General features: G+C 40.6%; 11 protein-coding genes. 10 read left to right on the top strand and 1 reads right to left on the bottom strand.

Annotation, left to right across the window (positions count from 1 at the left end):
* The first annotated feature begins 102 nt into the window (after positions 1–102).
* The 10 genes from lepA to deoC all read left to right on the top strand — a co-directional run bounded on the left by lepA (position 103) and on the right by deoC (position 11,874).
* Complete coding sequence (gene lepA, locus RI196_RS12990; RefSeq protein WP_311066342.1) at positions 103–1,932, top strand: translation elongation factor 4; 1,830 nt, start codon at positions 103–105, stop codon at positions 1,930–1,932.
* A 63-nt stretch (positions 1,933–1,995) separates the two neighbouring features.
* Positions 1,996–3,141 carry a radical SAM family heme chaperone HemW gene (gene hemW, locus RI196_RS12985; RefSeq protein ID WP_130157923.1) on the top strand — a complete coding sequence of 382 codons (1,146 nt, stop codon included), beginning with the start codon at positions 1,996–1,998 and terminating at the stop codon, positions 3,139–3,141.
* Between the two features lie 81 nt (positions 3,142–3,222).
* Positions 3,223–4,248 carry a heat-inducible transcriptional repressor HrcA gene (hrcA, locus tag RI196_RS12980; protein WP_063388023.1) on the top strand — a complete coding sequence of 342 codons (1,026 nt, stop codon included), beginning with the start codon at positions 3,223–3,225 and terminating at the stop codon, positions 4,246–4,248.
* 139 nt (positions 4,249–4,387) lie between these two features.
* Complete coding sequence (gene grpE, locus RI196_RS12975) at positions 4,388–4,933, top strand: nucleotide exchange factor GrpE (protein WP_235600448.1); 546 nt, start codon at positions 4,388–4,390, stop codon at positions 4,931–4,933.
* Positions 4,934–4,966: 33 nt separating this feature from the next.
* A complete protein-coding gene (gene dnaK, locus RI196_RS12970) occupies positions 4,967–6,799 on the top strand; it encodes a molecular chaperone DnaK (RefSeq protein WP_063388025.1) in 1,833 nt (610 codons plus the stop codon).
* A 142-nt stretch (positions 6,800–6,941) separates the two neighbouring features.
* Positions 6,942–8,072: a molecular chaperone DnaJ gene (dnaJ, locus tag RI196_RS12965; RefSeq protein WP_063388026.1), complete on the top strand. Its 1,131-nt coding sequence runs from the start codon at positions 6,942–6,944 to the stop codon at positions 8,070–8,072.
* Between the two features lie 18 nt (positions 8,073–8,090).
* Entirely contained in the window at positions 8,091–9,026 is a 936-nt protein-coding gene (gene prmA, locus RI196_RS12960) for a 50S ribosomal protein L11 methyltransferase (RefSeq protein WP_063388027.1), read from the top strand.
* An 11-nt stretch (positions 9,027–9,037) separates the two neighbouring features.
* Positions 9,038–9,793, top strand: coding sequence for a 16S rRNA (uracil(1498)-N(3))-methyltransferase (locus tag RI196_RS12955; protein WP_066250567.1), 756 nt, complete (start codon positions 9,038–9,040; stop codon positions 9,791–9,793).
* A 5-nt stretch (positions 9,794–9,798) separates the two neighbouring features.
* Positions 9,799–11,145, top strand: a complete 1,347-nt coding sequence (mtaB, locus tag RI196_RS12950) for a tRNA (N(6)-L-threonylcarbamoyladenosine(37)-C(2))-methylthiotransferase MtaB (protein WP_066250569.1) — start codon at positions 9,799–9,801, stop codon at positions 11,143–11,145.
* 69 nt (positions 11,146–11,214) lie between these two features.
* A complete protein-coding gene (deoC, locus tag RI196_RS12945; RefSeq protein ID WP_311066341.1) occupies positions 11,215–11,874 on the top strand; it encodes a deoxyribose-phosphate aldolase in 660 nt (219 codons plus the stop codon).
* Between the two features lie 72 nt (positions 11,875–11,946).
* Here deoC and RI196_RS12940 read toward each other — a convergent pair whose 3' ends face one another.
* Positions 11,947–12,894 carry a Na/Pi symporter gene (locus RI196_RS12940; protein ID WP_311066340.1) on the bottom strand — a complete coding sequence of 316 codons (948 nt, stop codon included), beginning with the start codon at positions 12,892–12,894 and terminating at the stop codon, positions 11,947–11,949.
* Positions 12,895–12,926: the final 32 nt, after the last annotated feature.

Below are 12,926 nucleotides of genomic sequence, written 5' to 3'. Positions count from 1 at the left end.
TTTTGCGTATTCAATCACAGAATAAATTTTCATTGAATCTCCAATTTTCTACTGATATAATCAAAGCTAGTGTAGTTGGCTAGTAGGAGTGGTGACAAAAATATGAAAAGGGAAGAAAAATTAGAACGCCAGAAGAGAATTCGCAATTTTTCCATCATTGCTCATATAGATCACGGGAAATCAACACTAGCTGACCGGATTCTGGAAAAAACAGCTGCTGTTACCCAAAGGGAAATGAAAGAGCAGCTGCTCGATTCGATGGATCTTGAACGCGAAAGAGGTATAACAATTAAACTGAATGCGGTTCAGTTATCATATAAAGCGAAAGACGGGAATGAATATATTTTTCATTTAATTGATACCCCTGGACATGTTGATTTTACGTATGAGGTTTCGAGAAGCTTGGCTGCCTGTGAAGGCGCCATTTTAGTTGTGGATGCGGCGCAAGGGATCGAAGCGCAAACGCTGGCGAACGTCTATTTAGCGATTGACAACGACTTAGAAATTTTGCCTGTTATTAATAAGATTGACTTGCCGAGCGCTGAGCCTGAACGAGTGCGACAAGAAATTGAAGACGTGATTGGGCTTGATTCTTCTGAGGCTGTGTTGGCATCAGCAAAAGCAGGAATCGGCATCGAAGAAATTTTAGAACAAATTGTTCAAAAAGTCCCAGCTCCGCAAGGTGACCCAGACGCACCGCTCAAAGCGCTTATATTTGATTCTCTGTATGATGCATACCGTGGAGTTGTTGCTTATATACGCATTTTTGATGGTACGGTAAAAGTCGGAGACCGTATAAAAATGATGGCGACGGGGAAAGAATTTGAAGTAACGGAAGTCGGTGTTTTCAAGCCAAAAGCGCATCCTGTACAGGAGCTCACGGTTGGCGACGTCGGTTATTTAACGGCTTCCATTAAAAATGTCAGTGACACACGAGTTGGTGATACGATCACTAGCGCTGTCAATCCGGCTGCCGAGCCTCTGCCGGGGTACCGAAAATTAAATCCGATGGTCTTTTGCGGGATGTATCCAATAGATACGGCAAAATACAACGATTTACGTGATGCTCTTGAAAAATTGCAGCTGAATGACTCCGCATTGCAATTTGAACCTGAAACATCGCAAGCGCTGGGCTTTGGATTTCGCTGCGGCTTTTTAGGTCTGCTGCATATGGAAATCATCCAAGAGAGAATTGAAAGGGAATTTCATATTGATTTAATTACGACGGCGCCTAGCGTTATTTATCATGTTTATTTAACAGACGGCAGCATGGTTCAAGTTGATAACCCTTCGAACATGCCGGATCCGCAAAAAATTGACCGAATAGAAGAGCCTTATGTGAAAGCCGGGATTATGGCTCCAAACGACTATGTTGGTGCGGTGATGGAGCTTTGCCAAGGAAAACGCGGCCAATTCATAGATATGCAATATTTGGATGAAACGAGAGTCAATATTGTTTATGAAATCCCCCTTTCGGAAATCGTTTATGATTTTTTTGATCAGTTGAAATCAAGCACAAAAGGGTATGCTTCGTTTGACTACGAACTCATTGGCTACAAACCTTCAAAACTTGTGAAAATGGATATTCTTTTAAACGGGGAGAAAATCGATGCTTTATCCTTCATTGTTCATCGTGACAGCGCCTATGAACGCGGCAAAGCTATCGTTGAAAAATTAAAAGAGCTTATTCCAAGGCAGCAATTTGAAGTTCCTGTTCAGGCTGCAATTGGAAACAAGGTCATCGCACGTTCAACGATTAAAGCTTTACGTAAAAATGTGTTGTCAAAATGTTACGGTGGAGATGTGTCGCGTAAACGGAAGCTTCTTGAAAAACAAAAAGAAGGAAAAAAACGAATGAAACAAGTCGGCTCTGTCGAAGTGCCGCAAGAAGCCTTCATGGCTGTGCTGAAAATGGATGAAAACCAAAAATGATGTTGACGAGTGCCGCAGCCATTGCTGCGGCATTAGCGCTTTGGAAAGGCAGGAGAATGAAAAATGGCTGAAGCCGCGTATATTCATATCCCGTTTTGCGAACAAATATGCCACTACTGTGATTTCAATAAATTTTTTTTACAAAACCAGCCTGTTGATGACTATTTGCAAGCACTGCGTTTGGAAATGATAAAGGCAATGGAGGATCAAGTATTAAATGAAGAATTAAAAACGATATTTATCGGCGGCGGTACGCCTACTTCCCTGTCAGCCAAACAGCTCGATCATTTAATGGAGAGCATACATCAAACTTTGCCGATGCAATCCGTAGTTGAATTTACAGTTGAATGCAATCCAGATCAATTAACGATGGAAAAGCTGTCTGTATTGAAAAACGCCGGAGTCAATCGCCTATCCATCGGAGTGCAAGCCTTTCAAGATTCATTGCTGAAAAAAATTGGAAGGACTCATAATAAAGAAACAGTATTTCAAGCAGTTGAACGGGCAAGATCGCTAGGCTTTGAAAATATTAGCATAGATCTTATGTACGGTCTTCCCGGCCAAATGATAGAAGAATGGAAAGAAACTCTTTCCGTTGCATTTTCATTAGAGGTCCAGCATATGTCTGCTTATTCGCTAATCGTAGAACCGAAAACGGTGTTTTATAATTTAATGCGAAAAGGAAAGCTTTTGCTTCCTTCTCAAGAGGAAGAGGCGTTTATGTATGAGACCGTTATGAATGAAATGGAACGGCACGGATACCATCAGTATGAATTAAGCAATTTCGCACGCAAAGGCTTTGAAAGCAAACATAATTTAACGTATTGGCATAATAACCATTACTATGGATTCGGAGCTGGAGCACACAGCTATTTGGACGGGATCCGGCGGGAAAACGCTCGACCGCTGAAAAAATATATTGAAATGATTTATAAAAATAATGGAACGGCTTTTGTTTCGGAGAATATGCTGACAAAAGAAGAAATGATGGAGGAAGAAATGTTTCTCGGATTGCGGACGATTAGAGGGGTTTCCAAAAAACGGTTCCGAGATAAATACGGATTAGATGTTGGGGAAGTATTTGGCCCGCAAATTGAAGAACAATTAAGAAAAGGTCTTTTATCTGAAAGTGCATCACATCTTTTTTTAACAAGAAAAGGAATGCTTTTAGGCAATGAAGTATTTCAAGCATTTCTCGCAGTTAGTTAATTGACAATTCTTCTTTCATTTGATAACTTTATCATAGAATTAGCACTCGAGTAATATGAGTGCTAACAGAGGTGATGTTCCTTGCTGACAGATCGTCAATTATTAATTTTGCAAATTATAATTGATGATTTTATTCAATATGCTCAGCCGGTTGGCTCCCGTTCTTTATCGAAAAAGGAATCGATTACGTTCAGCTCGGCTACAATCCGAAATGAAATGGCGGACTTGGAAGAATTAGGATTGATTGAAAAGACCCATACGTCATCAGGCAGAGTGCCGTCCGAAAAAGGGTATAGATACTATGTCGACCATTTATTGTCACCAAAAAAATTAACGAAAAAAGAAATTATGGCGATAAGATCCATTTTCGCCGAGAAAATATATGAATTAGAAACGCTTGTTCAAAAATCAGCTCAAATTTTATCTGAGCTTACAAGCTATACAGCGATTGTTTTAGGTCCGAAAGTTTCGGAGAACCGACTCAAACGTTTGCAAATCGTTCCAATTAACGAAGATAAGGCGGTTGCCATATTTGTAACTAACACAGGCCATGTTGAGAATAAAATGATTACTTTTCCAGAAAAAATAGACATGAGTGAACTGGAAAAAATCGTAAATATTTTAAATGAAAAGCTTGCCGGCGTGCCTCTAAGCGAATTAAAGGATAAAATATACAAGGAAATTGCAAACATTTTACGGAAGCATATTAGAAATTATGATATTTTATTAAAATTGATTACTGGCACGCTGAATGTAGGTCACGAAAAAATATATTTCGGAGGAAAAACGAATATTTTGAGCCAGCCGGAGTTCCGCGATGTCTCTCAAATTCAAACATTTTTAGATTTCATAGAACAAGAAGATGAACTGTATGATTTGCTAAAGACAAACCCGTCAGGCATTACGGTGAAAATTGGCACGGAAAATAAAATATCTGCTATGGAAAACTGCAGCTTAATTACTGCCACCTATTCAATTGGCGAGAAGCAAATCGGCACAGTCGCGGTGCTCGGCCCGAAACGAATGGATTATTCAAGGGTCATCAGCCTTTTAAAATTTTTCTCGAAAGATTTATCACAAGTTTTAACAAAGCTATATCAAGGATAGGATGGGGGAATTCTCCATCCCTTTTCCTTTGCACTTTAAGGGAGGTGAAATGATGGCAAACGATCAGACTGAAAAAGAACAAACAATCCAAGAAGAAGTTGAATACAATAACGAGAAAGCCGAAAACGAGAAAGAAGAAATGCCTGATCAAGAAGAATTGCGCCAAGAGGGCAGCCAAGAGGAAAAAGGTGAAGAACAATCTTCTTCAAATGCTGAAGAGGAATTGGTGAAAGCGAATGAAAAGATCGCTGAGCTTGAGGCAAAGCTGGAGGAAATGGAAAATCGCATGCTCAGAGCTCAAGCCGATTTTGAAAATTTTCGCCGGCGCAGCAGGCTTGATATGGAAGCACAGCAAAAATATCGTGCGCAAAGTTTAATATCAGATCTTTTGCCTGCAATTGATAATTTTGAACGGGCGTTGAGAATTGAGGCAGAGGATGAAAAAACAAAATCCGTTTTGCAGGGCATGGAAATGGTTTACCGTCAGATCCTTCAAGCACTTGAAAATGAAGGAGTTGAAGTGATCGAAGCGGTTGGGAAACCGTTTGATCCGCACCTTCATCAAGCGGTAATGCAAGTGAAAGACGAAAATTTCGAATCCAATGTTGTTGTGGAAGAGCTGCAAAAAGGCTACAAACTGAAAGACCGGGTTATTCGACCATCTATGGTAAAGGTTAATGAGTAATTACATATGATAATTAGCAGGAGGTTGTGATATATGGGTAAAATCATCGGTATTGACTTAGGAACAACGAACTCTTGTGTAGCGGTTCTGGAGGGCGGCGAACCGAAAGTGATTCCAAACCCAGAAGGAAACCGGACGACACCGTCGGTTGTTGCATTTAAAAACGGCGAGCGTCAAGTAGGTGAAATTGCAAAACGCCAAGCGATCACGAATCCAAATACAATTATTTCTATTAAACGCCACATGGGAACTGACTACAAAGTGGAGATTGACGGAAAAAAATATACGCCGCAGGAAATTTCTGCTATTATTTTGCAGCATTTAAAATCGTATGCAGAAGATTATTTAGGGGAAAAAGTAGAAAAAGCTGTCATTACTGTTCCTGCCTATTTTAACGATGCTCAGCGCCAAGCAACAAAAGATGCAGGAAGAATAGCCGGTCTTGAAGTTGAACGGATTATCAATGAGCCGACTGCAGCTGCTTTAGCTTACGGTCTTGACAAAATGGATGAAGATCAAACCATTTTAGTTTATGACTTGGGCGGCGGTACATTTGATGTGTCCATTCTTGAACTTGGGGACGGTGTTTTTGAAGTAAGAGCAACAGCGGGCGACAACCATCTCGGCGGTGATGACTTTGACCAAGTCATTATTGACTATTTAGTAGATCAATTTAAAAAAGAAAATGGCATTGATCTTTCCAAAGACAAAATGGCTCTGCAAAGATTGAAGGATGCTGCGGAAAAGGCGAAAAAAGACTTATCAGGCGTAACATCAACACAAATTTCTTTGCCGTTTATTACTGCAGGTGAACAAGGACCGCTTCATCTGGAAGTGACATTAACGCGGGCAAAATTTGAAGAATTGTCTGCGCATCTTGTAGAAAAAACTATGGGTCCTGTTCGCCAAGCATTGAGCGACGCTGGTTTAACGAAAAACGATATCGATAAAGTAATTTTAGTCGGAGGCTCCACTCGGATTCCTGCTGTTCAAGAAGCGATTAAAAAGGAAATTGGCAAAGAGCCTCATAAAGGCGTTAACCCGGACGAAGTCGTTGCGTTAGGTGCTGCAATTCAAGGCGGTGTCATCACAGGTGATGTGAAGGACGTTGTGCTCCTAGACGTTACTCCATTATCGCTTGGAATTGAAACGATGGGCGGAGTGTTTACAAAACTGATTGAACGGAACACTACGATCCCAACGAGCAAGTCGCAAATCTTTTCAACTGCTGCTGACAACCAAACTGCGGTCGATATTCACGTTCTGCAAGGGGAACGTCCGATGGCTGCTGACAATAAAACATTAGGACGCTTCCAATTAACAGATATCCCGCCTGCGCCGCGAGGAGTGCCGCAAATCGAGGTAACGTTTGATATCGACAAAAACGGAATTGTGAACGTAAGTGCTAAGGATTTAGGAACTGGAAAAGAACAAAAAATTACAATTAAATCATCCACGGGATTATCCGAAGAAGAAATTGAGCGCATGATTAAGGAAGCGGAAGAAAACGCTGAAGCTGACAAAAAACGAAAAGAACAGGCAGAATTGAGAAATGAAGCTGACCAGCTTGTCTTTACGACAGAAAAAACATTAAAAGAGCTGCAAGGAAAAGTTGACGAAGCAGAAGTGAAAAAAGCAAACGAAATAAAAGACGCATTAAAAGAAGCGATTGATAAAAATGATTTCGATCAAATAAAAGCGAAAAAAGAAGAACTTCAAGAAATCGTTCAGAACCTTTCTGTAAAACTTTATGAGGAAGCGGCTAAACAAGCACAGACAAATAATCAACAAAATAATTCTGAAAACAAAAATAAAAATGACGATGATGTGATTGACGCTGAATATAAAGAAGTAGATGACAAATAAAATGTTTTAATCTGAAAATGGATAAGTCAAAGTCAGGCATGTCTTGACTTTGACTTTTTTCAGTAAAGGCGGTTAACAGTTGCTTTCTTCCGTTTGTCAATGTTAAAATTTACTCTATGTGAGAAATCGGGAGTGTGAATATATGGCGAAGCGTGATTACTATGAGGTGCTTGGAGTTAGTAAGAACGCAACAAAAGAGGAGATTAAAAAAGCCTATCGCAAGCTGTCCAAAAAATATCATCCGGATATTAACAAAGACCCAGACGCGCCCGAAAAATTCAAAGAAGTAAAAGAAGCGTATGAAGTGTTAAGCGACGACACAAAAAGAGCCCAATATGACCGCTACGGTCATGCAGGTGCTACTCAAGGCTTCGGCGGCTTTAACGGTGAAGAATTTGAAGCGGATTTCGGGGGATTTGGATTTGATGACTTATTCAGTTCGATCTTTGGCGGAGGAAGAAGAAGAGATCCGAATGCTCCTCGAGCAGGTGCAGATATTCAATATACGATGACGATTTCATTTGAAGAAGCTGCGTTCGGAAAGGAAACGACAATTGAAATTCCTAGCGAAGAAACATGTGATACTTGCCACGGTTCAGGAGCGAAACCTGGTACTACTCCGGAAACTTGTCCGCATTGCGGAGGTTCGGGTCAAATCAGCTCAGAGCAGCGAACAGCTTTTGGTGTTTTTGTGAATCGGCGCGTTTGTTATCAATGTAACGGAACAGGTAAATTTATCAGACATCGCTGTACAACTTGTGGCGGCAGCGGAAAAGTGAAGAAACGCAGAAAAATCCAAGTAAAAATTCCAGCTGGTGTAGATGACGGTCAGCAGCTCCGCATACAAGGGAAAGGAGAGCCGGGAATTAACGGCGGTCCATCAGGTGATTTATATATTGTTTTCCACGTACAGGAACACGAATTTTTCGTCCGCGATGGTGATGACATCTATTGTGAAATGCCACTGACATTCGCACAAGCTGCGCTTGGAGATGAGATTGAAGTTCCTACTTTATACGGTAAAGTGAAATTAAAAATACCTGCAGGCACGCAGACAGGCCGAAAATTCAGACTGTCTGGAAAAGGGATCAAAAATGTTCACGGCCATGGCATAGGAGATCAATATGTAACTGTTCGCGTCGTTACACCAACTAACCTTACGGAAAAACAAAAAGAATTGCTGCGGGAATTTGCGGCTATCAGCGGGAATCAACCTGATGTACAGGAAGAAAGTTTTTTTGATAAAGTGAAGCGGGCGTTTAAAGGAGATTAAAGGATTGGGGTTACTAAAATGAAGTGGTCAGAGATTAGCATCCATACAACGGAAGAAGCGGTTGAACCTATCTCTAATATTTTACATGAAGCGGGTGCTGGTGGAGTAGTTATTGAAGATCCGTATGATCTTATAAAAGAAAGAGAAGATCAATATGGAGAAATATATCAGCTTGATCCTGAAGACTATCCTGATGAAGGTGTCATCATTAAAGCGTACCTTCCTGTGAATAGCTTTTTAGGCGAGACGGTGGAAGGGATAAAAGAACGGATAAATAACCTGCTGTTGTATGATATTGATTTGGGGCGGAACCATATTACAATTAGTGAAGTTAATGAGGAAGAATGGGCTACCGCTTGGAAGAAATATTACCGTCCTGTGAAGGTTTCAAAAAAATTTACGATTGTCCCCACATGGGAGCTGTATGAACCTGCTCACACCGATGAACTGATCATTGAATTGGATCCTGGTATGGCGTTTGGAACTGGAACCCATCCAACAACAGTTCTCTGCATACAAGCACTTGAAAAAAAGGTGCAAAAGGGAAATATTGTAATTGATGTCGGTACAGGGTCAGGCGTATTGAGCATCGCGAGTGCTTTGCTGGGGGCCGATAAAGTCATCGCACTTGATTTGGATCCAGTTGCAGTGGACAGCGCGCGATTAAATGTTAAATTGAATAAAGTGCAGCATCTTGTTCAAGTCAAGCAAAACAATTTGTTGGACGATATCGATGTTAAAGCAAACGTAATTGTTGCAAACATATTAGCTGAAGTCATATTGCGATTTGTTCGTGATGCGCATGAGCGTTTAGAAAACGGCGGTTATTTTATTACTTCCGGAATTATTCAAAACAAAAAACACGAAGTGGAGCAAGCTTTAATCGAAGCTGGTTTTACGATTGAAGAGACGATGACGATGGAAGATTGGGTCGCCTTTATCGCAAAAAAATAGAGGGATTGAAGATGCAGCGTTATTTTATTCATTATGCAAAAAAAGAATTAACTGATATTATTGACATCACCGGGGAAGATGTCCACCACATTTCCCGGGTGATGCGGATGAAACAGAATGATCAAATTATATGTGTAACAAAGGATGGATATTCAGCCCTTTGCCAAATTGTTCAAATATCTGCCGATAAAGTATGCTGTTCCATTTTAGAGTGGATCGAGAACAATTCAGAGCTTCCGGTAAAAGTGATATTAGCGAATGGGCTGCCTAAAGGGGATAAATTGGAGCTCGTCATTCAAAAAGGGACGGAGCTTGGTGCTTCCAAGTTTATCCCTTTTAATGCTGCTCGTTCAATTGTAAAATTAAATGAAGGTAAAATAAATAAAAAATTAGAGCGGTGGAATAAAATTGCGAAAGAAGCTGCGGAACAGTCACATCGGACCATAATTCCTGAGGTGACGAAGCCAGCTTCATTAAAGGATGTCATTTCTTATGCTGCATCAGCCGATGTAAAAATTGTCGCTTATGAAGAGCATGCAAAAAAAGGTGAAACGAGCAATTTATTTCGTGCTTTAAATTCTTTGCAGCGGGGAGGATCATTATTCGCTGTTTTTGGACCAGAAGGAGGTTTTACAGCCGAGGAGATTAAGCAGTTATCCGATAACGGCTTTCTTTTATGCGGGCTAGGTCCGAGAATATTGCGGGCGGAAACGGCTCCTCTTTATTTATTATCTGCAGTATCCTATCATTTTGAACTGTCGAGGTGAAAAACATGCCGACTGTTGCTTTTCATACATTAGGATGTAAGGTAAATCATTATGAAACAGAAGCTATTTGGCAGCTATTTAAAGAAGCGGGATATGAGCGCCGGGATTTTGAAGCGATTGCGGATGTATATGTCATTAACACTTGTACGGTGACGAATACAGGTGATAAAAAAAGCCGCCAAGTAATACGGAGAGCGATCCGCAAAAACCCTGACAGTGTTATTTGCGTTACAGGTTGTTATGCGCAAACGGCACCCGCAGAAGTCATGGCCATTCCTGGGGTTGATATCGTTGTCGGTACACAAGATCGAAAAAAAATGCTCGATTATATTGAGCAGTTTAAGAAGGAGCGCCAGCCGATCAACGGTGTGACAAACATTATGAAAGCTCGGGTATTCGAGGAGATGGACGTACCTTCCTTTACAGACCGGACGCGGGCGTCTTTAAAAATACAAGAAGGCTGCAATAATTTTTGCACGTTTTGTATTATTCCGTGGGCACGCGGTCTCATGCGGAGCCGGGATCCAAAAGAAGTGATTAAACAGGCTCAAAAGCTGGTGGATGCTGGATACAAAGAAATTGTTTTAACCGGCATCCATACAGGAGGATATGGGGAAGATTTAAAAGATTATAATTTTGCGCAGCTTCTTCGCGATATTGATTCTGAAGTGAAAGGATTAAAGCGGCTTAGAATTTCTTCAATTGAAGCGAGCCAAATAACTGATGAAGTAATTGAAGTGCTGAAAACGTCCGATAAAATTGTCCGCCATTTGCATATACCGCTTCAATCAGGATCAAACAGCGTCTTAAAGCGGATGCGCCGTAAATATACGACGGAATTTTATGCTGAGCGTCTGAAACGGCTGCGGGAAGCTTTGCCTGGGCTTGCGGTAACTTCTGATGTGATTGTAGGTTTCCCGGGTGAAACGGAAGAAGAATTTATGGAAACATACAACTTTGTTAAAGAACACCGTTATTCTGAGCTTCATGTTTTCCCTTATTCGAAGCGGACAGGAACACCAGCTGCCCGAATGGAAAATCAAGTTGACGAAGACATAAAAAACGAACGCGTACACCGGCTGATCGCATTAAGCGATCAACTAGCAAAAGAATATGCCTCAAAATTTGAGGGACAAGTACTGGAGGTTATTCCAGAAGAACCTTATAAAGAAGCTCCAGACAGCGGCAAATATGAAGGATATACGGACAATTATTTAAAAGTTGTTTTTCCGGCGACGAAAGAGATGGTTGGGAAAATTGTGAAGGTGAAATTAACTAAGGCTGGCTATCCATATAATGAAGGACAAGTAGTCCGTATAGTCGATGAAGACTATTTACAGAAGTCTTCTTAATCTAGCTTTTTCTTGCGTAAAACAGACTTTGATGTAAGCTGTACCACTTTTTATGAAGGGAGCCTTCTCATGAAAAGGGATATTGCGAAGTATATTGACCATACTGTTTTAAAGCCGGATGTCACGCAGGCAGATATTGAAAAGCTTTGTTTTGAGGCGAAGGAGTACGGATTTGCATCTGTCTGTGTTAACCCCGTATGGGTGGAAACAGCAGCTAATTTGCTGCAAAAATCAGATGTGAAAGTTTGCTCAGTGATTGGTTTTCCACTTGGAGCAACAACTACTGAAGTAAAGGCATATGAAACGACAGAGTTGGTTCAAAAAGGTGCAGCGGAATTAGATATGGTGATAAACATCAGCGCATTAAAGGATCAGCGTTATCATGCCGTTGAAGAAGATATTCGTGCTGTCGTTGAAGCGGCAAACGGAAAAGCTTTGATAAAGGTGATTATTGAAACATGTCTATTAAATGTTGATGAGAAAAGAAATGCGTGTGAGCTAGCTGTAAAAGCCGGAGCAGATTTTGTCAAAACATCGACAGGATTTTCTACCGGTGGTGCAACAGTTGACGATGTGAAGCTTATGCGTGCAGTAGTAGGTCCGAAATTCGGCGTGAAAGCATCTGGCGGAATCCGCGATTATAAAACTGCGATCATGATGATAGAAGCCGGTGCGACAAGAATTGGTACTAGTTCTGGAGTGGCGATTATAAAAGGAAGTGAACGTTAATCTATTATAATCACAGAATTGATGGATTTTTACATTTAGTTTAAAAAAGTTTTCCCGCAGTTTGTTGCGGGATTATTTTTTTATCCATGCTGAAATAGTTTTTGTCCACCATAATACAAAATTTGCATATTGATTCGCAAACGGGAGAATGATTAAAGAAGTTATCAAGTTAAAAATCAGGCTAAAGTGAGCGATTTGGAAATCTGGTTCATTTGTTAACAATTTTAAATTATTTGCGAAAAAAGGAATAAGCGGAACGAACAGGATCACTCCAAACACATTCAGCCAAAGATGGGCAAAAGCAGTATATTTCGCTTCTTGTTTAGAGCCGATCGAGGCCAATAAAGCTGTAATGCAGGTGCCGATATTTGCGCCGAGAACAAAAGCTAATCCTGTTTCTAATGGCAGCAGCTGTTCGTTCATAAAGCTCATGACAATTCCGATTAATGCAGTTGATGATTGAATAATTCCGGTGAAGACCGCGCTTATTCCGACAGAAAAAAGCAAATGGTCACTCGATTTGGAAAGCAGATCAGACATAACCTGCAGGTCAGACAAAAGAAAAGCAGCTTTTTCAAACCCGTTCAAAGCTAAAAAAATACACGATATGCCGAAGCATGAACAGCCTAATGAAAATAAAATTCTGTTTTTAAAAAGCATGAGAAGAAGAGAAATTGCAAACATCATCCCTAAATAGTCATCTATTTCAACGGCTAGAAATTCGGTCGTAAAGGTCGTCCCGACATTGGAACCTAAAATAATTCCAATTGCATCTTTAAACTTTAACAAACCAGCGGAAACAAAACTAACTGTAATCACCATCACTAGAGAACTGCTATGAACAAGAGCTGTTGCAATCATGCCGGTTAGAAAGGATTTGATTGGGGCATTCGTGTAGTTGTACAGCCATTTCTCCAGCTGCCTATGGGACATTTGCTGAAATCCGTATTTCATCATTGCCATTCCGCAAAAAAATAAAAGGAAACAAGAAAAAAATAATAACAGCAATTGCATTCCCATGAAAACCACCTCATCAACAGTCTATGGACAAG

The sequence above is a fragment of the Aeribacillus composti genome, assembly GCF_031760945.1.
GTDB lineage: Bacteria > Bacillota > Bacilli > Bacillales > Aeribacillaceae > Aeribacillus > Aeribacillus composti.
This window is presented reverse-complemented; position numbering and strand designations above follow the sequence as displayed.

What these genes read in the sequence shown, in the direction of transcription:
- lepA (WP_311066342.1), top strand. Translation starts at nt 103, where the DNA reads ATGAAAAGGGAAGAAAAATTAGAACGCCAGAAGAGAATTCGCAATTTT.
- hemW (WP_130157923.1), top strand. Translation starts at nt 1,996, where the DNA reads ATGGCTGAAGCCGCGTATATTCATATCCCGTTTTGCGAACAAATATGC.
- grpE (WP_235600448.1), top strand. Translation starts at nt 4,388, where the DNA reads ATGCCTGATCAAGAAGAATTGCGCCAAGAGGGCAGCCAAGAGGAAAAA.
- dnaK (WP_063388025.1), top strand. Translation starts at nt 4,967, where the DNA reads ATGGGTAAAATCATCGGTATTGACTTAGGAACAACGAACTCTTGTGTA.
- dnaJ (WP_063388026.1), top strand. Translation starts at nt 6,942, where the DNA reads ATGGCGAAGCGTGATTACTATGAGGTGCTTGGAGTTAGTAAGAACGCA.
- prmA (WP_063388027.1), top strand. Translation starts at nt 8,091, where the DNA reads ATGAAGTGGTCAGAGATTAGCATCCATACAACGGAAGAAGCGGTTGAA.
- RI196_RS12955 (WP_066250567.1), top strand. Translation starts at nt 9,038, where the DNA reads ATGCAGCGTTATTTTATTCATTATGCAAAAAAAGAATTAACTGATATT.
- mtaB (WP_066250569.1), top strand. Translation starts at nt 9,799, where the DNA reads ATGCCGACTGTTGCTTTTCATACATTAGGATGTAAGGTAAATCATTAT.
- deoC (WP_311066341.1), top strand. Translation starts at nt 11,215, where the DNA reads ATGAAAAGGGATATTGCGAAGTATATTGACCATACTGTTTTAAAGCCG.
- RI196_RS12940 (WP_311066340.1), bottom strand. Translation starts at nt 12,894, where the DNA reads ATGGGAATGCAATTGCTGTTATTATTTTTTTCTTGTTTCCTTTTATTT.